Raw genomic sequence first — 21,853 nt, 5'->3', positions numbered from 1 at the left:
TAACTGCAGTGTTTATATGGATTCTATGATGATTGACGCTGCCCTGCGACCGCTAATCGAAGCGCGCGAACACGATCCCTTCCACATCCTGGGCTGGCACCGCGACGGCAAGGCGTGGCGCTTGCGGGTGTTTCGTCCCCATGCGACGGCGGTAGCGGCGCAGATCGACGGCGAATGGCGGCCGCTGAGCCGTATCGCCAAAACCGACTTTTTCGAGTGGTCGGGCGATGTCGCCAATGCCGTGCCGGCGCGGCTGAAGATCGACGAAGGCGGCCACGCCTTTGAAATCATCGACCCCTACGGCTTCCCGCCGCGCCCGCTCGAGCAGGCGCTTTACTTCTTCGCCGAGGGCACCAACTACCAGAGTTACCGCCTGCTCGGCGCCCAGCCCGAGACGCGCGACGGCGTCGCCGGCGTCACCTTCCGCATCTGGGCACCAAACGCCGGGCGCGTCTCCCTGGTCGGCGAATTCAACCGCTGGGACGGCCGCACCCATCCGATGTGCTCGCTGGGCGCATCGGGCGCCTGGGAACTGTTCATGCCGGGCCTGGTGGACGGCGCGCTCTACAAGTTCGAGATCCGCAATCGCAACAGCGGCGCCGTGCTGACCAAGACCGACCCCTACGCCCGCTGCTACGAGCGGCGGCCGGCGACGGCGGCCCGCGTCATGGCCGACTCGGCCTACGCCTGGAACGACGCCGAGTGGCTGGCGCGCCGCGCGCAATGGGACTGGCAGCATGCGCCGATGTCCATCTACGAAATGCATCCCGGTTCGTGGATGCGCCACCCCGACGGCGGCTTCTACGGCTACCGCGAGATGGCCGAGCGCCTGGTGCCTTATCTCAAGGATCTCGCCTACACCCATGTCGAGTTCATGCCGGTCATGGAGCATCCGCTCGACGAATCCTGGGGCTACCAATGCACCGGCTACTTCGCGCCGAGTTCGCGCTTCGGCACGCCCGACGACCTGCGCTACCTGATCGACCAATGTCACCAGGCCGGCATCGGGGTGCTGCTCGACTGGGTGCCGGGCCACTTCCCGATGGACGACTGGGCGCTGGCCCACTTCGACGGCACCGCGCTCTACGAGCACGAGGACCCGCGCCTCGGTGTGCACCAGGACTGGGGCACCCACATTTTCAACTACGGCCGCAACGAGGTGAAGAGCTTCCTGCTCTCCTCCGCCGACTACTGGCTGCGCGAGTTCCATGCCGACGGCCTGCGCGTCGATGCCGTGGCCTCGATGCTCTACCTCGACTACTCGCGCAAGGCGGACGAGTGGCTGCCCAACAAGTACGGCGGCCGCGAGAACCTCGAAGCCATCGCCTTCCTGCGCGAGATGAACGAGATGGTGCATCGCGAGTTTCCCGGCGCGCTGACCATCGCCGAGGAATCGACGGCCTGGCCGATGGTGTCGAGTCCCGTCTATCTGGGCGGGCTCGGCTTCTCGATGAAGTGGAACATGGGCTGGATGAACGACACGCTCGACTACATGAGCCAGGATCCCGTCCACCGCCGCTATCACCATGAGCGCCTGACCTTCGGCCAGCTCTACGCCTACTCGGAGAACTTCGTGCTGCCCTTCTCCCACGACGAGGTGGTGCACGGCAAGGGCTCGCTGCTGGGCAAGATGCCCGGCGACGAGTGGCAGCGCTTCGCCAACCAGCGCCTGCTGCTGACCTACCAGGCGGCGGCCTCCGGCAAGAAGCTGACCTTCATGGGCGTCGAACTCGGCCAGCCCTGGGAGTGGAGCGAGAAGGCCGAACTGCCGTGGAATCTGCTGGCGTACGAACCGCACGCCGGCATGCTGCGCCTGGTCGGCGACCTCAACCGTCTCTACGCCGCGACGCCGGCGCTGCATGACCTGGACTTCGAGCACTCGGGTTTTTCCTGGATCGATTGCCACGATGTCGAGCAGTCGGTGGTGAGCTGGTTGCGCCAGGCGCGCGACGGCAGCTATGTCGTGGTCGTGCTCAACTTCACGCCGGTGCCGCGCAAGGGTTACCGCCTCGGCGTGCCGGAAGCCTGTGCCTACCGCGAAGTCTTCAACAGCGATTCACACCATTACGGCGGCGGTGATGTCGGCAACGCCGGCCAGATCAAAGCGCAGCCGCAGAGCTGGATGGGCCGCCCGGCGTCGATCGAACTCACGCTGCCCCCGCTCGGAGGCATCGTGTTGGCTCCGGTCAGAGGTTGATGCGTCCCGCAGCCAGCAACTGCTCGATTTCCTTCTCGGCCTGAGCCCAGTCGGCGAGTTGGCTGCCGCCGTGGAAGCCGCGGCGTTCGGCAATGTAGTAGGCCGCGATCTCGACGTAGTAGCGACGCTGTTCCGGCGTGACCGTCGCCCCGTTGCCCTTGTTCGCCGTGGCGGCTTTTTTCGCGGCGGGCTTGGCGGCCTTGGGCGCGGCGGCCTTGCTTGCCACCTTGGCCGGGGCCTTGGTGGGAGCGGCCTTGGTCGTTTTGGCCGGAGCCGTGGCGGCGGCGGCCTTGGTCGGCTTCGCCGCGACCTTGGTGGTGGCGGGCTTGCTTGCGGTGGTGGATTTGGCCGGCGCTTTCGCGGTCTTGGCCTTGGTCGTGCTGGTTGCCATGCTGTTCTCTCCTGTTTTTCGGGTAATCGACTTGATTTTTCTTGTAATTATTTCAGGGCGGGATTCTACGCTAGCAGCAGGGGTTTTCCGCGTTATTGCAGAGCCAATTGCGCCGCGCCGCGCAGGCCCAGCCGTGGGTCGGTCACGACATGCACGGCCATGCGCTCTACCAGCGCCGCATGCTCGGCCTTGGCGTTGAAGGCGGCGAGGAAGTTTCCCGACTGCAGCAGGGGCAGGATCCTGGCGGCGATGCCGCCGGCGAGATAGACGCCGCCGCGTGCCATCACCGCCATCGCCATGTCGCCGGCGAAGGCGCCATAGGCGGCGAGGAATACGTCGACAGATTGCCGCGCCGCCGCGTCGCCGGCCAGCGCGCGTTCGCTGATGCCCGCCGGCTCGAGCTGCTCGCCGGCGAGCACCTGGTGGATCGCGGCCAGGCCCGGCCCGGAGATGACCCGCTCGCAGGTGACGCGGCCATGTTGTTCCGTCAATGCCGACCAGATCCTGGCCTGTGTCGCGTCGGCCGGCGCGAAGCCGACATGGCCACCTTCGCTCGGCAGCACGCGCCAGCCGTTGTTCGATCGGAGCAGCACCGCCATGCCCAGGCCGGTGCCGGCGCCGACGACCAGCTTGACGCCGGCGGGGTCCGGCTCCCCGGCCTGAATTGTCACGAGGTCATCCGGCCCGACGACCGCGACGCCCATCGCGGCGCCGGCGAAGTCGTTGACCAGGCGCAGGCTTCCCGCCGCGATGGCGAACTCGCGCTCGAGCGCGGCGGCGTCGATGATCCAGGGCAGGTTGGTGATCGTGGCCGAGCGTCCGTCGTCGGCGACCGGCCCGGCCACGGCGAGGCAGCCGCCGTCGAGCGCGGCCGCGTTACCGCGCCGGAACTCGCCGAGCAGCGCATCGAAGGTGGAAAAGTCGGCGCTGGCGAGACGGCGCTCGGCGACGATGGTGCCGCTGTCATCGACCAGCGCGAGCAGCACCTTGGTGCCGCCGATGTCCCCGGCCAGCTTCATACGGCGACGGGCGCCGCGATATGCGGATGCGGGTCGTAGCCTTCGAGGCTGAAGTCCTCGAACTTGAAGGCGAACAGGTCCGTTACCTCCGCATTGAGGCGCAACGTCGGCAGCGCGCGCGGCTCGCGCGACAGCTGCAGCTGCGCCTGCTCGAGGTGGTTCGAGTAGAGATGGGCATCGCCCAGGGTATGGACGAAATCGCCGGGTTTGAGGCCGAGTACCTGCGCGACCATCATCGTCAGCAGCGCATAGGAGGCGATGTTGAAGGGCACGCCGAGGAAGATGTCGGCGCTGCGCTGATAGAGCTGGCAACTCAACTTGCCGTCGGCGACGTAGAACTGGAACAGCGCGTGGCAGGGCGGCAGCGCCATGCGGTCGACGTCGGCCGGGTTCCAGGCGGTGACGAGATGGCGGCGCGAATCCGGATTCTTCTTCAGGCCCGCGACCAGATGCGCGATCTGGTCGATCTCGCCCCCGTCGCGTGCCGGCCAGTGCCGCCACTGGTAGCCATAGACCGGGCCCAGATCGCCGTTTTCATCGGCCCACTCGTCCCAGATGCGGACGCCGTTGTCCTTGAGGTAGCCGATGTTGGTGTCGCCCTTGAGGAACCAAAGCAGCTCGTGGATGATCGAGCGCAGGTGCAGTTTCTTGGTGGTCAGCATCGGAAAGCCGGCGGCGAGATCGAAGCGCATCTGCCAGCCGAAGACCGAGCGGGTGCCGGTGCCGGTGCGATCGGCTTTGACGTGGCCGTGCTCGAGCACGTGGCGCATCAGGTCGAGGTACTGTCGCATGGGGTCGGGTGTCTATAATCGACCGGCCATTTTAGAGGAATAACGATGACGCTCCCCCAACTGATCGTCGGTTCCGCCGGCGATGCCACGCATACCCTGTTCCTGCTGTCCGCGGCCAAGGCGCTGCCCGCCGCGCTGCCGCAGCGCGCGCTGTGGGATGCCGTGCTCAAGCGCCGCGACGCGAAGGTCGCCGACCTCGCCAAGAGCCCGCAGGCCGCCGACCTTGCCGACGGCCGCCGCGCCGCCTGCGTGATGGTCGACGACAAGCTGCCGCGCTTCGAGCGCCTCACCGCGCTGAGGAAGGCCGTGATGCTGCTGCTCGACGAGTCGCCCGCCGAACTGACCATCGTGCCGGTCGACGTGAGCGAAGACGCCGTACGCGATGCCGCCTATGTGGCGCTGCTGAATGCCGCGCCGTTGCCGGCGCGCAAGAAGAAGCCGGCCAAGCCCACCAAGAGCGTGCGCATCGCCGACGGCAGTCTTGGCAGGAACGTCCCAGGGGATACCGCTGCGCATAACTTTTCGGCGGTACGCGCACTCGCAGCCGCCAACACCCTGGCGCGCGAACTGACCGCGCTGCCGCCCAACGAACTGCCGCCCGCGGCTTATCGCAAGCGCGTGCGCGCCCTGGCGAAGGCGCGTGGCTGGAAGATCGAGGAATACGACTTCAAGCGCCTGAAGAAAATGGGTGCCGGCGCGTTCTGCGCCGTCGCGCAGGGTTCGGGCCACGAGGATGCCGCGATCGTTCACCTGTCGCACCGGCCCAAGGGGGCGAAGCGGCGCATCGCGCTCGTCGGCAAGGGCATCTGCTTCGACACCGGCGGCCACAACCTCAAGCCGGCGAAGTACATGGCCGGCATGCACGAGGACATGAACGGTTCCGCCGTCGCCCTCGGCCTGCTGCAGGCGGCCTGCGACCTCGAGTTGCCCGTCGCCGTCGACTGCTGGCTGGCCATCGCCGAGAACCACCTCTCGCCCGAGGCCTACATTCAGGGCGACATCGTGACCGCGCTCGACGGCACCACCATCGAGATCGTGCACACCGATGCCGAGGGCCGGCTGGTGCTGGCCGACACCCTGGCGCTGGCGGCAAAGCAGAAGCCCGAACTCATCGTCGACTTCGCCACCCTCACCGGCAGCATGCACTACGCGCTGGGCAGCCGCTATTCGGGCATCTTCGCGGGCAGCGACGAGCTTGCGGCGACGGCCGTGGCCGCGGGGCGTGCCGCGGGCGAGCGCGTCTGCGCCTTCCCGCTCGACGCGGACTACGAGCCCGCGCTCGATTCCAAGGTGGCCGACATCAAGCAATGCACGCTCGAGGGCGAGGCCGACCACATCCTGGCCGCCCGCTTCCTCAAGCGCTTCACCCAGGACCTGCCGTGGCTGCACATGGATCTCTCGGCTTCGAGTTGCAGCGGCGGCCTCGGCGCGACCGCCTCGGATCTCACCGGCTTCGGCGTGGCCTGGGGCGCAAGCTTCCTCGCCGACTGGCTGCGCCAGAAACCCTGACATGGGACGGGCTTTCGTTTAAGCTGCGGCGTTTCTTTCGACTTGCTGACGCGAGCGCGCCCCGATGCTTGGATCCTTCTTTTCCGCCAAACCCGATCACCCGCTCGCCGATCCCAAGGAAGCGAAGCGCGTCTGCGACGCCCTCACCGGACGTGATCCGGCCGCGGCGATCGATGAAGCCACCGCCCTGCTCGAGTCGCTGGCCGGCGTCGAAGGCTTCAAGCCGGAGCATCGCCTCGCGCTGGTCTTCCAGCTCGACGAGGCGGCGATCGTGCCGGCGCGCCGCCTCGGCCGCGAGTACGTCTCGGCGCGGCTGACCAAGACGCAGGAACAGCGACTGTGGCTGGCCAACCGCGACTACTGGTCGGGCCTGATCGCCGCGCTGGCCGACAACCTGCGCCGCTTCGACGCCAACGAGAAGGGCGCCGAGGCGATGAAGCCCGCGCTCGGACTGCTCTATGCCCGCCTGCTGCACGCCTGCCGCCAGCGGCTCAAGTGGGACCAGTTTCACTACGGCCCGATGGATCCCGTCTTGTGGCAGTTGTTCGGCCGCGTCTATCTGGCGGCGGCGGGGAAGCGGCTGGCGGGAGGAGGTGTCGTGCTCTATCCCGGCAGCGGCAATACCACGGCCGAGGCCGAATACCTCAAGGCGCTGGTGTTTCATGCCTCGTCCATGGACAACCTGCTGCCGGTCGAGATCGAGGTCGCCGAGTATCTGATCACGCATTTCCTGCCGCGCTTCGTGTTCACCCCCGAGGTCAGGCCCGACAACGTCTATTGGGTCGATGCCGCCAAGCCCCTGCCGCCGGCACGCCTGGCCCGGCCACCCGAGATGTCGCCGACGCTGCGCTTCTTCAACTCGAGCCCGGCCGTCGATGCCATCGATGAGCTGCGCTTGCGCATCGGCCGCGATGGCCGCGTACCGGGCGACGTCAATCTCGGCGGCCAGTATCCGGTCGAGACGGTACTGCCGGTGCTCGACCATCTCGCGATGTGCTGGTCGCCCAAGCCGCCGATGCGCAGCCACACCCGCCATCGCGTCAAGTCGCGGCTGACCGTCGTCCATGGCGTGGCCGAACTGCACCACCAACTGCAGGGCCACAGCGAATTCGGCGACAGCGAATCCTGGGTGGTGGACGACGTCAGCATCGGCGGTATGGGCGCCAAGGTTCCTCTCGGCGGCGGACAGGGTGGCGACTGGGTGCGCATCGGCAGCGTCGTCGGCATGAAGCCGGAGGGCGCGGACAACTGGCTGGTCGGCATCGTGCGCCGCTTCGGCCGCGACAGCGAATCGGTCGGTTCGGTCGGCATCGAGACCGTGTCGAAGACGCCGCGCGCCATCTTTGCCGACGCCGGCGGCCTGCAGACCGAGGGCGTGCTGCTCGACGCGCCGCAGCAGGGGGAGTCGGTGCGGGTCGTCCTGCCGGCGGAAAAGTGGGAAGACGGCGTCAGCCTGCTGTTCTCGCTCGACGGCGCGCGCGTGCGGCTCTTTCCCGAAGCGGAACTCGAAACCAGTCCCGACGCGGTGGTCGCACGCTACTTCGTGCAGGTGGTGGATTGAGGTTTTGCCCGATCAACCTGGAAAACTCGGCGCTGATGAAGCAACTGCGCTACAAGGCGGTCGAGCAAGAAACGCTCTGATGAAGCCCCTGCGCAGCAGGGCGGTCGATCAAAGTACGCTCTCCGCGCCGCTGCGGATCCTCGCCGTAGCGGATGGCGTGACGCCGATGGCTCAGCCCTTGGCGGGCTTGATCGCCGACTTCGGCCGGAAGGCCTTGACGACCTCCTCGCGCGTCTCGATGTAGACCCCGCCGATGAGGTCGAGACAGTAGGGCACGGCGGCGAAGATGCCGTCGAGCGTCTCCTTGATGGCCTTGGGCTGGCCGGGGAGGTTGAGGATCAGCGCCTTGCCGCGGATGACGCCGACCTGGCGCGAGAGGATCGCGGTGGGCACGTACTTGAGGCTCACCGCGCGCATCTGCTCGCCGAAGCCGGGCATCACCTTGTGCGCGACGGCGAGCGTGGCCTCGGGCGTGACGTCGCGCGGCGCGGGGCCGGTGCCGCCGGTGGTGAGCACGAGATGGCAGCCGATGCTGTCGCAGAGATCGATCAGGGTCTGCTCGATCAGCGGCTGCTCGTCGGGGATCAGCCGCGTTTCCATGCGCCAGGGCGAGGCCAGCGCGGCGCCAAACCATTCCTGCAGCGCCGGGATGCCCTTGTCTTCGTAGGCGCCGCTGGAGGCGCGGTCCGAGATCGACACCAGGCCGATCAGCAGCGGGTCATTCGCCGGCAGCGCCAGCGTCATCTGCGTCATGGGCTTCCTTTGTGTTTTCGGTCAAGTCGCGCAGGACGCGAAAGATCTCGCGGAAGGCGCGCGGCGGCTTGTTGTGTTCCTGCTCCTTCAGCGCGTTGCGGCGCAGCTGGCGCAGCTGGGTGATGTCGGTGCCCGGGTAGTCGCGGGCGATCTCGCCGAGAACGGCCTCGTCTTCGAGCAGGCGCGTGCGCAGGCGCTCGAGCGCGTGCTGGCGCGCGTTGGCGGCGGCGGAAACGCCCTTGATTTCGTCGAGCGCGGCCTGGATCGGCGCCGGGTCGATGCTGCGCATGAGTTTGCCGATGTACTGCATCTGGCGGCTGATCGCGCCGTGGCTGGTGAAGCGCTGGCAGTCGCGCACGGCGGTGCGCAGGTTGTCCGGCAGGTCGATTTTCTTCAGCTGGTCGCGCGACAGGGCGACGAGTTCCGCCCCCATGTCCTGCAGGGCCGTTGACTCGCGCTTCCGCTGCGACTTGCTCGGGGGCAGGTCTTCGCTGCCGTCGCTGTCGCTCTGGTCGGGGTCTTGGCTGGTGTTGGGGAAGTGGTGATGGCGCATCGCGGTTATGATTATAGCTTTCGCACCCCGGTCGATCCGCCATGCCCTCCAGGTCTTCCAACGATTTCAGCCACACCCCCGAACAACTGCGCCAGCTCGCCGCCGATATTCTCGCTCACGCCGCGAAGCTCGGCGCCAGCGGTTGCGAGACCGACGTCTCGGAGGGCCAGGGCCAGTCGGTGACGGTACGCAAGGGCGAGGTCGAGACCATCGAGTACAACCGCGACAAGGGCATCGGCGTCACCGTCTATCTCGGCACCCGCCGCGGCCACGCCAGCACCTCGGACTTCTCGCCGGCGGCCTTGCGCGCCACGGTGGAGAAGGCCGCGACCATCGCCCGCTTCACCGCCGAGGATCCCTGCGCCGGACTGCCCGACGCCGTGCTGCTGGCCGGGGATGGCGGCCCCGAACTGGATCTCTTCCACCCATGGACATTGCCGATCGAGGAGTCGATCGCGCTGGCGCGCCGCTGCGAGGAGGCCGCCTTCGCCGTCAGCCCGCTGATCGACAATACCGAAGGGGCGAGCGTTTCGGCGCAGCAGTCGCACTTCGTCTCGGCCAACAGCCTCGGCTTCATGGGTGGCTACGCGTCGACGCGCCATTACATTTCCTGCGCGCCCATCGCCGGAAAGGGCGACGCCATGCAGCGCGACGACTGGTATTCGAGCAAGCGCGATCCGGCCGACTTTCCCGCGGCAGAGGCCATCGGCGATTACGCCGCGCGGCGTGCCCTGTCGCGGCTGAAGGCACGCAAGGTCAAGACCTGCCAGGTGCCGGTACTGTTGGAGGCGCCGCTGGCGGCAGGGCTGATCGGCAGTTTCGTCCATGCGGTCAGCGGCGGTTCGCTCTACCGCAAGTCGTCGTTCCTGCTCGACTCGCTCGGCAGCCAGGTCTTTCCCAGGTTCGTGCAGATCGCCGAGGATCCCTTCGTGCCCAAGGGCCTGGCCTCGGGCTGGTTCGACGACGACGGCGTCGCCGTGAAGGCGCGCGACGTGGTGAAGAACGGCGTGCTGCAGGGCTACTTCCTGTCGACCTATTCGGCGCGCAAGCTCGGCATGCAGACCACCGGCAACGCCGGCGGCAGCCACAACCTGATCGTCAAGCCCGGATGCCACGACTTCAAGGGCCTGCTGAAGGAAATGGGCCGTGGCCTGCTGGTGACCGAGCTTCTCGGCCACGGCATCAACTACGTCACCGGCGACTATTCGCGCGGCGCCGCCGGCTACTGGGTCGAGGACGGCGAGATCCGGTATCCGGTGGAGGAGATCACCATCGCCGGCAACCTGCGTGAAATGCTTAAGGGCATCGCGGCGATCGGCAACGATGTCGTGGTACGCGGCTCGAAGCAGGTCGGCTCGATCCTGATCGACCGCATGACGGTCGCCGGCAACTGATTGCGGTTAACCGCAAGTCCGCGGTTTTGGCTTTGGGAGTAGTATCCGCGCACGATCCCGCAGTGCGGGATCTCCAAAAAATCGAATAGGAGACGTGGCATGGAACGACGCAAGTTTCTGCAGCACGCCGGTCTGACCGGCATTCTGGCCGCGGGCGCTGCCCCGGCGATCGCCCAGAGCGCGCCCACCATCAAGTGGCGCCTGACCTCCAGCTTCCCCAAGAGCCTCGACACCATCTACGGGGGTGCCGAGGTGCTGTCGAAGCGCCTGGCCGCAATGACCGGCGGCAAGTTCACTGTGCAGGTCTTCGCCGCCGGTGAAATCGCCCCCGGACTGCAGGCGCTGGACGTCACCCAGAACGGTACCGTCGAGTGCTGCCATACCTGTTCCTACTACTACGTCGGCAAGGACAAGACCTTCGGCTTCGGCACCTCGGTGCCCTTCGGCATGAACGCGCGCCAGCTCAACGCCTGGGTCTACTTCGGCGGCGGCGACAAGCTGCTCAACGAGTTCTACTCGAACTACAACGTCGTGCATTTCCTCGGCGGCAACACCGGCGTGCAGATGGGCGGCTGGTTCCGCAAGGAGATCAACACGCTGGCCGACGTCAAGGGCGTCAAGATGCGCATCGCCGGCCTCGGCGGCACGGTGTTCTCGGCCCTGGGCATGGTGACGCAGCAGATCGCCGGCTCCGATATCTACCCGGCGCTGGAGAAGGGCACCATCGACGCCGCCGAGTGGGTCGGCCCCTACGACGACGAAAAGCTCGGTTTCCACAAGGTCGCCAAGAACTACTACTTCCCGGGCTGGTGGGAACCGGGTCCCGGCATCAACTTCTTCATCAACAAGGACGCCTGGGCCAAGCTGCCCAAGGAGTACCAGGAGGCGTTCCAGGCCGCCGCCTACGAGGCCAACGTCACCATGATGGCCGAATACGATTACAAGAACCCGCTCGCGCTGCGCCGCCTGATCGGGCAGGGCGTCAAGCTCAAGAAGTACTCGAACGAGATCGTCGAGGCCGCCTACAAGGCTGCCGTCCAACTCTATAGCGACGAATCGGCCAAGAACCCGGCCTTCAAGAAGATCTACACGGATTACTTGAAGAACCAGAAGGACATGAACCAGTGGTTCGGCGTCGCCGAACTCGGCATGGATCAGTTCCTGCAGCAGCACGTCAAGTAAGCGGCTGTCACGCCAAGCAAAAAGCCCTGCGGATTTCCGCAGGGCTTTTTTTTGTCCGGGCTCCGAGCCCCGGCGTGCGGCGATGCTACTTGCCTGATTTGTCGGCGTCGCGGATGGCCTTGGTCAGCGCATCGCCGTCGTTGGCGCTGCCGCCCCCATCGGCTTTCTTGGCCTCCCGTGCCGCATCCTTGGCCGCATCGTCCTGCAGCATCTTCTGGATGTCGATGGCCTGCCCCTGCTGTTCCATCTGGGCATCGGTCAGTTGCGCGTCGCGGCCGACGAGTTGCGGGAAGGCGATGACCAGGCCGACCATGATGATCTGGATGACGACGAAGGGAATGGCGCCCCAGTAGATCTGGCCGGTGGTCACCGGCTCGGTGAGTTTGCCGGTCTGGTGGTCCTTGTAGCGCGAGGTGGGTGCCACCGAGCGCAGGTAGAACAGTGCGAAGCCGAAGGGCGGATGCATGAACGAGGTCTGCATGTTGATGGCGAGCAACACGCCGAACCAGATCAGGTCGATGCCCAGCTTGTCGGCGACCGGGCCGAGTAGCGGCACCACGATGAAGCAGAGTTCGAAGAAGTCGAGGAAGAAGGCGAGGAAGAAGACCAGCGCATTCACCACGATCAGGAAGCCGATCTGCCCCCCCGGCAGGTCGGAGAGCAGGTGCTCGACCCACTTGTGGCCGTCGACGCCGTAGAAGGTCAGCGAGAAGACGCGGGCGCCGACGAGGATGAAGACGACGAAGGTGGTGAGCTTGGCCGTCGAGTCCATCGCCTGCTTGAGTAGCGACCAGTTGAGCCGCTTCCGCGCCAGCGCCATGATCAGGGCGCCGGTGGCGCCCATGGCGCCGCCCTCGGTCGGGGTGGCGATGCCGATGAAAATGGTGCCGAGCACGAGGAAGATCAGCGCCAGCGGCGGGATCAGCACGAAGGTGACCTTCTCGGCCATCTTCGACAGCAGCCCGAGCTTGGACAGGCGGTTGGCGATCGCGAGGGTGAAGGCGACGGCCATGCCCAGGCACATCGCGACCACGATCAGTTCGTCGGTCGGCTTGTCGGCCGGCTGCCGCATCGCCCAGAAAATGGCCGCTCCGACCGAAACGATGGTCAGCAGAATCAGCGAAATGCCTCCCGTCTTGCCGCTGGGCTCGCGGAAGACGCGCGCCTCGGGCGGCAGCGCCGGCGCTGCCTTGGGGAAGAAGATCGTCACGCCGAGCACATAGGCGAGATAGAGACCGGTCAGCACGAAGCCGGGAACGAAGGCGCCCTTGTACATGTCGCCAACGGACTTGCCGAGCTGGTCGGCGATGATGATCAGCACCAGCGAGGGCGGAATGATCTGCGCCAGCGTGCCCGAGGCGGCGATGACGCCTGAAGCCAGCCGCCGGTCGTAGCCGTAGCGCAGCATGATGGGCAGCGAGATCAGGCCCATCGAGATCACCGAGGCCGCGACCACGCCGGTGGTGGCGGCGAGCATGGCACCGACCAGGACAACGGCATAGGCGAGGCCGCCGCGGATCGGGCCGAAGAGCTGGCCGATGGTTTCGAGCAGGTCCTCGGCCATGCCCGAACGCTCGAGGATCAGCCCCATGAAGGTGAAGAAGGGGATGGCCATCAGCGTGTCGTTGTTCATGATGCCGCCGAAGATGCGTTCGGGCAGCGCCTGGAAGAAGGTCGGCTGGAACAGGCCAAGCTCCATGCCGATGAAGCCGAAGACGATGCCGTTGGCGGCCAGTGCGAAGGCGACCGGGAAGCCGAGCAGCAGGAAGAAGATCAGCGAGGCGAAGATGATCGGCGCCATGTTGGCGATGAGGAACGCGCTCATTTCGGCTCCCCTTCCTTGCCGTTCACCATTTCCCTGTTCATGCCGACGATATCGGCGACCTCGGGCGCGACCTGGTGCTTCTTGATGGCTTCGGCGAGTTCCTCCTCGGCGCTGGGGCCGGCCTCCTTGGCCAGCGGATTGGGGCCGGCACCGGTGAGGAAGGCCACGCGCTTGATCAGTTCGGACAAGGCCTGGAGGATCAGCAGCACGAAGCCGGCCGGCAGCATCAGGCGCACCGGCCAACGGATCAGGCCGCCGGGGTTGGATGACATCTCGCCGGAGTTCCAGGCGTTCATGAAGACCGACCACGAAGTCCAGGTGATCAGGGCAGCCATCGGCAGCAGGAAGACGATGATGCCGAAGACGTCGATCCAGTTCTGCCCGCGTTCGGAGAGGCGGCCGGCGATGACGTCGATGCGGATGTGCTCGTTCTTCTTGAGGACATAGGCGGCGCAGAACAGGAAGACCGCCGAGAACAGGTACCACTGGACCTCGAGCATCGCGTTAGAGCTGAGGTTGAGGGAGAAGCGCGAGACGGCGTTGCCGGCGCTGATGATCACGACGATCAGGATCAGCCAGATTGCGGCGCGGCCGACGCGTTCGCTCAGTCCGTCGATCAGGCCGGAAAATTTCAGCAGGGCATTCATGCCGGGGTACTCCTCCATAGTAGTGGTTGCCATGGTTACAATGGCTGCCACGCCCGGGTCCGGGGCGGCGCTGTTATGGGCGCGTAGCTTAATCCGTTCTCCCCGCTTTGTGGCACCGCCTGTGGAAACCCGCAGGTCGCCTTTTGACCATGACCACCCGTCTTTGCATCGTTCGTCACGGCGAAACCGACTGGAACGTCGAAAAGCGCATCCAGGGCCATATCGATGTGCCGCTCAACGAGACCGGCCGCGCCCAGGCGCTGGCCACGGCCTTCGGCGTCGCCCACCACCAGTTCGCTGCGATCTACAGCAGCGACCTGGCCCGCGCCTGGAGCACGGCCAGCGCGGCGGCCGTGCGCCTCGGCCTCGATGTGCGCCCGGCGCCGGGCCTGCGCGAGCGCCACTACGGCATATTCCAGGGACTGACCGCGGCGGAGGGGGCGCGCCTTCACCCGGCGCACCACGCCTGCTATGCGGTACGCGATCTCGATCACCCCTTCGGCGACGGCGAGAGCCTGCGTGTTTTCGCCGCGCGGGTGGTGACGGCCGTGGACGGTCTGGTGCGCCACCATGCCGGCCAGACCATCCTTGCGGTGTCTCATGGCGGCGTGCTCGACATCATCTACCGCAAGGCCACCGGCCGTCCCCTGGAAGCGCCGCGCGACTTCAAGATCCCCAACTGCGCCTTGAACTGGTTCGAGTTCGACGCCCACGGCTGGCATTTGCGTACCTGGGCCGACCGCCACCACCTCGAGCGGGTCTTGGAGCAGGTAGTCGAGTGATAAAATGCGGGCCTCCCCGATTTGAACGGAAGCCCGCCATGTTCTCGAAGAAAAACACCCTCGCCAAGACCGATCCCGAGCTGTGGGCCGCAATCGAGGCAGAAACCAGGCGCCAGCAAGACCATATCGAGCTGATCGCCTCGGAGAACTATGTCTCCTGGGCGGTGATGGAGGCGCAGGGCTCCCAGCTCACCAACAAATACGCCGAGGGCTACCCCGGCAAGCGCTACTACGGCGGCTGCGAGCACGTGGACGTGGCCGAGCAGCTGGCCATCGATCGCGCCAAGAAGCTCTACGGTGCCGATTGCGCCAATGTCCAGCCCAATTCCGGCTCGCAGGCCAACCAGGCCGTGTTCCTCGCCTTCCTCAAGCCGGGCGATACCATCCTCGGCATGAGCTTGGCCGAAGGCGGCCACCTCACCCACGGCATGGCACTCAACATGAGCGGCAAGTGGTTCAAGGTCGTGCCCTATGGCCTGACGGCAAAAGAGGAGATCGACTACGATGCGATGGAGAAGCTGGCGCACGAGCACAAGCCCAAGCTCATCATCGCCGGTGCTTCGGCCTACGCGTTGAAGATCGACTTCGAGCGTTTCGCCAAGGTGGCCAAGGACGTCGGCGCCATCTTCATGGTGGACATGGCCCACTACGCCGGCCTCGTCGCCGCCGGCTTCTACCCCAACCCGGTGCCGCACGCCGACGTCGTGACTTCGACTACCCACAAGACCCTGCGCGGCCCGCGCGGCGGCCTGATCCTGATGAAGGCCGAGCACGAGAAGGCCATCAACTCGGCCATCTTCCCCGGCCTGCAGGGCGGCCCGCTGGAGCACGTCATCGCCGCCAAGGCCGTGGCCTTCAAGGAGGCCATGACGCCCGAGTTCCGCAACTATCAGGAGCAGGTGATCGACAACGCCCAGGTGATGTGCAAGGTGCTGAAGTCGCGCGGCCTGCGCATCGTCTCCGGCCGAACCGAGAGCCATGTCTTCCTCGTCGACCTCCAGGCCAAGAACATCACCGGCAAGGATGCCGAAGCGGCTCTGGGCAAGGCTCATCTCACGGTCAACAAGAACGCCATCCCCAACGACCCGCAGAAGCCCTTCGTCACTTCGGGCATCCGCATCGGGACGCCGGCAATGACCACGCGCGGCTTCACCGAGATCGAGGCCGAGCAGGTCGCCAACCTGATCGCCGACGTGCTCGATGCACCGAGCGACGAGGCCGTGCTGGCACGCGTGCGCGGCGAGGTCGCGGCGCTGTGCAAGAAGTTCCCGGTTTATGGCGATTGATCGCCTGCCGATCGAATTTGTTGCTCGCCCGCAGGGCGAGGTGACCAGTCGCCCCCTTCCTGGCGAAGGGGGCCGGGGGGATGGGGGCCATCAGAAAAGGGCTTTTCATTTTGAGGCCCGGAGGGCTGCGGCATGAAATGCCCGTATTGCGCCGAGCCTAACACCCAGGTCGTCGATACACGGGAGAACGAGGACGGCGACACCGTTCGCCGCCGCCGCCGCTGTCTCGCCTGCGACAAGCGCTTCACCACCTACGAGCGGGTCGAGCTGCAACTGCCGCTGGTGGTGAAGAAGAACGGCAGCCGCATCGAGTACGACCGCGACAAGCTCAAGGCCAGCATGATGCTGGCGCTGCGCAAGCGCCCGGTGACGACCGATGCCGTCGACGCCGCGCTGGACCGCATCGAGGAGCGGCTGGTGCAACTGGCCGAGCGCGAGGTGGTGTCGCAGCGCATCGGCGAGCTGGTGATGCGCGAGCTGAAGAAGCTCGACAAGATCGCCTACATCCGCTTCGCCTCCGTCTATCGCAACTTCGAGGACCTCGACGAGTTCTCCGACGCGATACGCGAGGTGAAGCCTCGCGTATCGCGTTCGCGCAAAGCATGAACGCCCCCCACCCCCGACCCCCGCCCCGGGGCGGGGGAGCCCGCAAGCTCGCTGCGCTCGAGCGTCATGAGCTTCTCGGCGGCCGACCGCGAGTTCATGGCGCGCGCGCTGGAACTGGCGCGGCGCGGCCTCTATACCGCCACGCCGAATCCCCGTGTCGGCTGCGTCATCGTCAGGGATGGCACGGTGATCGGCGAGGGCTGGCACGAGATGGCCGGGCGGCCGCACGCCGAGATCAATGCGCTGGCCGACGTCGTGCGAAAGGTCGGCACCCCAAGGGCACTTCCTTCTGGGCGCGTTGGCGGTACGGTGCGCGGGGCGACCGTGTATGTCACCCTAGAGCCCTGCTCGCATCACGGCCGCACACCACCCTGCGCCGACGCACTGATCGACGCTGGCGTCACGCGCGTGGTCGCGGCGATGCGCGACCCCAATCCGCTGGTCGCGGGCGAGGGGCTGGCGCGTCTCGAGCTCGCCGGCATCCGCGTCGACAGCGGCCTGATGGAGGACGAGGCGCGCGAACTCAACATCGGCTTCGTCTCGCGCATGACCCGCGGCCGCCCCTGGCTGCGGCTCAAGGTCGCCGCCAGCCTCGACGGCAAGACGGCCCTCAACAACGGCAGATCGCAATGGATCACCGGCCCCGAGGCGCGCCGCGATGCCCATGCCTGGCGGGCGCGAAGCTGCGCGATGTTCACCGGCATCGGTACCGTGCGCGACGACGATCCGCGCCTCACCGTGCGAGACGTGGATGGAATCGACACGCCGCGCCAGCCGCTGCGTGTCGTTGTGGACAGCCGGCTCGAGATTTCGCTCGATGCGGCGATCCTGGCGGATGGTCATGCGCTGGTGGCCTGCGCCGTCGAGCAGCCCGAAAAGGCCGCGCAGTTGCGAGCCCGCGGCGTCGACGTTCTGGCGCTGCCCAACGCCGTCGGCAAGGTCGATCTGCCGGCCCTGCTGACCGAACTCGGCCGCCGTGGCATCAACGAAGTCATGGCCGAGGCCGGCTTCAGGCTCAACGGTTCGCTGCTGCGCGAGGGCCTCGTCGATGAACTGCTGATCTACCAGGCGCCGCTGCTGCTCGGCGACAAGGCGCGCGGCATGTTCGACCTGCCCGAACTCGAGGATCTCGCTGGCGCGCGGCGGCTCGAAGTGCTCGAGCGCCATGCCTTCGGCGCAGACCTCTTTCTCCGGGCGAGGTTGCCAGAATAGAGGGATGTTGGCACGGCCGCGGTGCTATATTTGTTCGCACTATTCCCACTATTGGCGTAATGGGCAGGCTCTCCATGTTCGAAAGGCAAACGAGGCGATGCCGCCAGGCGGCGATGACGCTGATCGAGGTGCTGATCGGCATGGTGATCGTCGGGACGCTCGCCAGCATCGCCCTCAACAGCTATCGTGGCTATACGGAGAAGATGCGCGTCACCCAGGCCACCGCCGACATCGCCGGCATCGCCCTCGCGCTGAACCGGTACCATGCGGACAACAGGACCTTTCCTCCTAGCCTCGGTGTGCTGGGCATCCCGATACCGACCGACCCATGGGGCAGGGCCTACCAGTATCTGCCGATCGACATCGACCCGCCGCCGAACCAAGGGCAGATCCGCAAGGACAAGAACCTCAATCCGCTCAACAGCGATTTCGACCTCTACAGCATGGGGCCGGACGGCCAGACGGCGAAGCAACTCACGGCTTCCAAGGCTCGCGACGACATCGTCCGCGCCAACAACGGCGCCTTCATCGGCGTGGCGGCGAATCATTGACGCTACATGACCGACATGGCGAATCCAATGAGCCGATCCTGATGCCATGAAGAAGATACCGGTATCCGGACTGCAAAGCCGCGTCGCGCGACGGCTGTTCGTGCTCTTCCTCCTCGCCGCGATGATTCCGCTGGGCGGGCTGGCGTTCTTTGCCTACCTGCATGTAAGTGACATGCTGGTCGAGCTCAACTACCGCCGCCTGCAGCAGGATTCGAAAGCTGTCGGCATGAGCCTGGTGCAGCGGCTGAGGTGGCGGGAGCAGGCGCTGGTGCATCTTGCCGCGGAGTATTCCGCGAAGAATAGTCCGGGTGCCGGAGGGCAGCTACCTGCCCGGGTCGAAGGCTTCCGTTCCCTGGAGATCGTCGAACGGGCCGCGGTCGAACCGCTGGCAGCTTTTGAGGAATCGCATTTGCGGCGGTTTCGCGGCGTTCTACAGCTCTCGGACAAGGACGGGCCGTCGATGCTGGTGCTACTGGAGGGCTCGTCGCGCCTGATCAGGGGCCGGCTGGAAACGGACTCCCTTTGGTGGGACGAGGAGGCCGCCGAGCCCTATTGCATCCTCACGGCGTCCGGCAGCCTGTTGTACTGCACGCCGGGCCTCGCCGTGTCACCGGGTTTCCAGTGGCCGCAGCAGCTGACGAACCTGAACACGGGCGTATTCGCCTGGCAGGTCGGCGCCGAGGATCACCTCGCGGCTTATTGGAATGCGCAGATGCAGGCCAGCCTGGGCAGCCAGGGCTTCATCATGATCGTCACCGAATCCAAGAAGGAGGTCCTGGCCATCCTGACGCGTTTCCGCCAGATATTTCCGCCCATCATGCTCCTCGCCCTCGCCTTGGCGGCCTGGCTCGCGATCAGCCAGATTCGCCGCCAGATGCAGCCGCTGGAGTTGCTCGAGAAGCACACCCGGCAGTTGGCGCGTGGCGATTTCTCCAGCCGCGTCGAGATCACCGGAAACGACGAGTTCACCAGCCTGGCGGAATCGTTCAACCGGATGTCGGCAAGCCTGAACTGCAAGTTCCATCTGCTGCAGATCCTGGGCGAACTCGATCGCGCCATCCTCGCGAATGCCGAGATGGAAGTGGTGATCGAGATGCTGCTTCAACATGTGCGGCTGGCCGTCCCGTGCGACGGCGCGGCCGTCGTGCGCTTCGATCAGGAGGATGGCGTGCGCCTCTGGCAAGTGGAAGCCGGAGCTGACAATCGGTTGGCGGTGACGAAGCGCTATCTCGGCGGGGTGCCCAAGCCGGCGTGGAGCAAGGACCAGCCTTGGTTCCAGGTGGAGCTGGCGGCGGCGGGCACCGAGTACCTGCGACCGTTCGCCGACGAGGGCGCGAAACTGGTGCTGGTCTTCCCCGCCCGCATCGGCGAGCGCTTCGACGCAGCGCTGCTGCTCGCCTACCGGCAGCTGCCGCAGGAAACCGGCGAGATCGTGCAGGGCGGGCGCAGCCTCGCCGACCGGCTGATCGCCGCCGCCTCCAACATCGCCTGGGAAGAGAAACTCTACCGGCAGGCGCATTACGATCCGCTCACCGACCTTCCCAACCGCGTCCTGCTGCGCGATCGCCTCGAGCAGGCGCTGCTGCGGGCGCAGCGGGAGGGTCAGGTCGTGGCGGTGATGCTCGTCGATCTGGACGACTTCAAGCAGATTAACGACAGCCTCGGCCATTCGGCCGGGGACATGCTGCTGGTCTCGCTGGCGGCGCGACTCAAGCGGCTGGCGCGTGGTTCCGACACCGTAGCGCGCCTCGGCGGGGACGAGTTCATCGTGCTGATTCCCGATCTGCCGCCGGAAGAGGCCATCGATATCGTCGACCGCATCGCGCGCAAGCTCAGCTCGGAATTTTCCCGCGCCATCGACATCGGCGGGCGCCGCGTCAGCTCCTCGGCGAGCATCGGCATTTCACTGTTCCCGGAAAACGGTGCGGATATCGAGAACCTGCTGAAGAATGCGGACGCCGCGATGTACGAATCCAAGCGTGCCAGGCGCGGCGGCTATCACTTCTATTCGAGTCGGATGAATGCCGCGATCGGCGCGCGCTTCGAGCTGGCGCAGGAATTGCGCGAAGCAATGGATCGCCAGGAGTTCCACCTCCTCTACCAGCCCAAGGTCGCGGTTAGCAGCGGCCGCATCATCGGCGCTGAAGCGCTGATCCGCTGGGCGTCGCCCGGCCGCGGCGTCGTCTCGCCGGGGAGATTCATCCCGATCATCGACGAGATCGGCCTCGGCGTGAGGCTGGGGGCTTGGGTCATCGACGCCGCGTGCGCGCAGATGGCGGCCTGGGACGCGCAGGGTCAGGCGCCAATCCCCGTCTCGGTCAACGTTTCCGCGGCACAGTTCCACTCGGGTGAGATCGTGACTCAGGTACGCCAGGCCCTCGCCAAGTATTCGCTGGACGCGCATCGGCTCGAACTGGAAATCCTCGAGTCGATGGCGGTCGGCGATTCGGCCAACGCCAACGCGACCCTGAGTGCGCTGCGGGCCATCGGCGTTGGCATCGCCCTCGACGACTTCGGCACCGGCTATTCTTCGTTGGTCTATCTGACCCAGGTTCCCGCCAACGTGCTGAAGATCGATCGCGGCTTCATCGTCAATCTGCTGCCCGACGCGCGGCAGCAGGCGATCGTCGAGCGCATCATCTCTCTGGCGAAGGTCCTGCATTACACCGTGGTGGCGGAGGGCGTCGAGGAGCGCGGCCAAAGTACCCTGCTGGCGGCGATGGGCTGTGACGTGTTTCAGGGCAACCTTTTCAGCAAGCCCGTCCGCGCCGAGGAGTTCGTCGCCTTGCTACAGGCGCCACCGTTCGTGACGAGCATCGACGGTTGAGCTGCGCCGGCGTCACTGCCCGCCGCAGACGCGGCAGGCCGGATCGCGCGGCACCGCGATCTGTCGCCATTCCATCGCCAGGCCGTCGAGCAGCAGCAGGCGCCCGGCCAGCGAGGTGCCGCAGCCGATCAGCAGCTTGAGCGCCTCCGCCGCCTGCACCGTGCCGACGATGCCGGTGAGCGGCGCGAATACACCCATCACCGCGCAGCGAACTTCCTCGACGTCCTCCGCCTCGGGGAAGAGGCAGTGATAGCAGGGTGCGTCATGCCGGCGCGAATCGAAGACGGCGATCTGGCCGTCGAAGCGGATCGCCGCGCCGGAGACCAGCGGCTTGCCGAATTTGACGCAGGCGCGATTGATGGCATGACGGGTGGCGAAATTGTCCGAGCAGTCGAGCACGACGTCGGCATGGGCGATCTCTTCGTCGAGGCGCTCGCCGGCGAGGCGCTCGGTGATGGCGTCGACGCGGCATTCGGGATTGATGCCGGCCAGCGTGTCGCGGCCCGACTCGGCCTTGAGCCGGCCGACCGAATCGACGCGGTGCAGGATCTGCCGTTGCAGGTTGGTGAGATCGACGCTGTCGCCGTCGGCCAACGCCAGGGTGCCGACGCCGGCCGAGGCGAGGTAGTAGGCGGCAGGGGAACCGAGGCCGCCGGCGCCAACGACCAGTGCGCGCGCGGCCAGCAGCCTTTCCTGCCCTTCGACGCCGATCTGCGGCAGCAGGATGTGGCGGCTGTAGCGGAGCAGTTGACCGTCGTCCACGCCCG

At 66.4% G+C, this 21,853-nt stretch carries 19 protein-coding genes; 11 read left to right on the top strand and 8 right to left on the bottom strand.

Annotated elements, in window-relative coordinates:
* Positions 1 to 25: 25 nt before the first annotated feature.
* Positions 26 to 2,197: a 1,4-alpha-glucan branching protein GlgB gene (gene glgB / locus EJE94_RS01825; RefSeq protein ID WP_121239788.1), complete on the top strand. Its 2,172-nt coding sequence runs from the start codon at positions 26 to 28 to the stop codon at positions 2,195 to 2,197.
* On the opposite strand, the gene EJE94_RS01820 is transcribed toward glgB, so the two are convergent.
* From EJE94_RS01820 to EJE94_RS01810, 3 genes are all read right to left on the bottom strand, one after another.
* Complete coding sequence (locus tag EJE94_RS01820; RefSeq protein ID WP_121239787.1) at positions 2,187 to 2,588, bottom strand: DUF2934 domain-containing protein; 402 nt, start codon at positions 2,586 to 2,588, stop codon at positions 2,187 to 2,189. The two genes, glgB and EJE94_RS01820, sit on opposite strands and share 11 nt — an antisense overlap.
* Before the next feature lie 92 nt (positions 2,589 to 2,680).
* On the bottom strand, positions 2,681 to 3,607 hold the full coding sequence (gene glk / locus EJE94_RS01815) for a glucokinase (RefSeq protein ID WP_121239786.1): 927 nt from the start codon (positions 3,605 to 3,607) through the stop codon (positions 2,681 to 2,683).
* A complete protein-coding gene (locus tag EJE94_RS01810; RefSeq protein ID WP_121239785.1) occupies positions 3,604 to 4,398 on the bottom strand; it encodes a thymidylate synthase in 795 nt (264 codons plus the stop codon). The genes glk and EJE94_RS01810 overlap by 4 nt, the downstream gene beginning before the upstream one ends.
* 45 nt (positions 4,399 to 4,443) lie before the next feature.
* Between EJE94_RS01810 and EJE94_RS01805 the strand changes: the two genes are divergently transcribed.
* Together EJE94_RS01805 and EJE94_RS01800 are read left to right on the top strand one after the other, a co-directional pair.
* Positions 4,444 to 5,907, top strand: coding sequence for a M17 family metallopeptidase (locus EJE94_RS01805; RefSeq protein ID WP_121239784.1), 1,464 nt, complete (start codon positions 4,444 to 4,446; stop codon positions 5,905 to 5,907).
* A gap of 64 nt (positions 5,908 to 5,971) precedes the next feature.
* Positions 5,972 to 7,468 carry a cyclic-di-GMP receptor FimW-related protein gene (locus tag EJE94_RS01800; RefSeq protein ID WP_121239783.1) on the top strand — a complete coding sequence of 499 codons (1,497 nt, stop codon included), beginning with the start codon at positions 5,972 to 5,974 and terminating at the stop codon, positions 7,466 to 7,468.
* A gap of 171 nt (positions 7,469 to 7,639) precedes the next feature.
* On the opposite strand, the gene mog is transcribed toward EJE94_RS01800, so the two are convergent.
* Together mog and yjgA are read right to left on the bottom strand one after the other, a co-directional pair.
* A complete protein-coding gene (mog, locus tag EJE94_RS01795) occupies positions 7,640 to 8,221 on the bottom strand; it encodes a molybdopterin adenylyltransferase (protein ID WP_243642493.1) in 582 nt (193 codons plus the stop codon).
* The gene (gene yjgA, locus EJE94_RS01790; RefSeq protein ID WP_121239781.1) at positions 8,187 to 8,774 is read right to left on the bottom strand and encodes a ribosome biogenesis factor YjgA; all 588 of its coding nucleotides are present in this window, start codon (positions 8,772 to 8,774) and stop codon (positions 8,187 to 8,189) included. The genes mog and yjgA overlap by 35 nt, the downstream gene beginning before the upstream one ends.
* A 41-nt stretch (positions 8,775 to 8,815) precedes the next feature.
* Between yjgA and pmbA the strand changes: the two genes are divergently transcribed.
* Together pmbA and EJE94_RS01780 are read left to right on the top strand one after the other, a co-directional pair.
* A complete protein-coding gene (gene pmbA / locus EJE94_RS01785) occupies positions 8,816 to 10,168 on the top strand; it encodes a metalloprotease PmbA (RefSeq protein ID WP_121239780.1) in 1,353 nt (450 codons plus the stop codon).
* Positions 10,169 to 10,267: 99 nt separating this feature from the next.
* On the top strand, positions 10,268 to 11,350 hold the full coding sequence (locus tag EJE94_RS01780) for a TRAP transporter substrate-binding protein (protein WP_121239779.1): 1,083 nt from the start codon (positions 10,268 to 10,270) through the stop codon (positions 11,348 to 11,350).
* 85 nt (positions 11,351 to 11,435) lie between these two features.
* Here the strand turns inward: EJE94_RS01780 and EJE94_RS01775 are convergent, their stop codons facing one another.
* The gene (locus EJE94_RS01775) at positions 11,436 to 13,175 is read right to left on the bottom strand and encodes a TRAP transporter large permease (protein WP_121239778.1); all 1,740 of its coding nucleotides are present in this window, start codon (positions 13,173 to 13,175) and stop codon (positions 11,436 to 11,438) included.
* Entirely contained in the window at positions 13,172 to 13,855 is a 684-nt protein-coding gene (locus tag EJE94_RS01770) for a TRAP transporter small permease subunit (RefSeq protein WP_243642492.1), read from the bottom strand. Before EJE94_RS01770 ends, EJE94_RS01775 begins: the two co-directional genes overlap by 4 nt.
* 116 nt (positions 13,856 to 13,971) lie before the next feature.
* On the opposite strand from EJE94_RS01770, the gene EJE94_RS01765 reads away from it, so the two are divergent.
* From EJE94_RS01765 to EJE94_RS01740, 6 genes are all read left to right on the top strand, one after another.
* Positions 13,972 to 14,604: a histidine phosphatase family protein gene (locus EJE94_RS01765; RefSeq protein WP_121239777.1), complete on the top strand. Its 633-nt coding sequence runs from the start codon at positions 13,972 to 13,974 to the stop codon at positions 14,602 to 14,604.
* A gap of 38 nt (positions 14,605 to 14,642) precedes the next feature.
* Positions 14,643 to 15,890 (top strand): serine hydroxymethyltransferase, encoded by a 1,248-nt coding sequence (gene glyA, locus EJE94_RS01760; protein WP_121239776.1) that lies wholly within the window; start codon positions 14,643 to 14,645, stop codon positions 15,888 to 15,890.
* Positions 15,891 to 16,022: 132 nt separating this feature from the next.
* Positions 16,023 to 16,496 carry a transcriptional regulator NrdR gene (gene nrdR, locus EJE94_RS01755; RefSeq protein ID WP_121239775.1) on the top strand — a complete coding sequence of 158 codons (474 nt, stop codon included), beginning with the start codon at positions 16,023 to 16,025 and terminating at the stop codon, positions 16,494 to 16,496.
* A gap of 66 nt (positions 16,497 to 16,562) precedes the next feature.
* On the top strand, positions 16,563 to 17,708 hold the full coding sequence (ribD, locus tag EJE94_RS01750; RefSeq protein WP_121239774.1) for a bifunctional diaminohydroxyphosphoribosylaminopyrimidine deaminase/5-amino-6-(5-phosphoribosylamino)uracil reductase RibD: 1,146 nt from the start codon (positions 16,563 to 16,565) through the stop codon (positions 17,706 to 17,708).
* Between the two features lie 74 nt (positions 17,709 to 17,782).
* A complete protein-coding gene (locus EJE94_RS01745; protein ID WP_165904732.1) occupies positions 17,783 to 18,259 on the top strand; it encodes a type IV pilin protein in 477 nt (158 codons plus the stop codon).
* Positions 18,260 to 18,305: 46 nt separating this feature from the next.
* The gene (locus EJE94_RS01740) at positions 18,306 to 21,086 is read left to right on the top strand and encodes a putative bifunctional diguanylate cyclase/phosphodiesterase (protein ID WP_121239772.1); all 2,781 of its coding nucleotides are present in this window, start codon (positions 18,306 to 18,308) and stop codon (positions 21,084 to 21,086) included.
* Between the two features lie 12 nt (positions 21,087 to 21,098).
* Here the strand turns inward: EJE94_RS01740 and EJE94_RS01735 are convergent, their stop codons facing one another.
* A complete protein-coding gene (locus EJE94_RS01735; RefSeq protein WP_121239771.1) occupies positions 21,099 to 21,848 on the bottom strand; it encodes a HesA/MoeB/ThiF family protein in 750 nt (249 codons plus the stop codon).
* Between the last annotated feature and the right edge of the window lie 5 nt (positions 21,849 to 21,853).

Source organism: Sulfurisoma sediminicola, assembly GCF_003865015.1.
Classification (GTDB): Bacteria; Pseudomonadota; Gammaproteobacteria; order Burkholderiales; family Rhodocyclaceae; genus Sulfurisoma; species Sulfurisoma sediminicola.
Note: the sequence above shows the minus strand (reverse complement) of the source record. Positions and strands in the feature narration are given on the sequence as shown.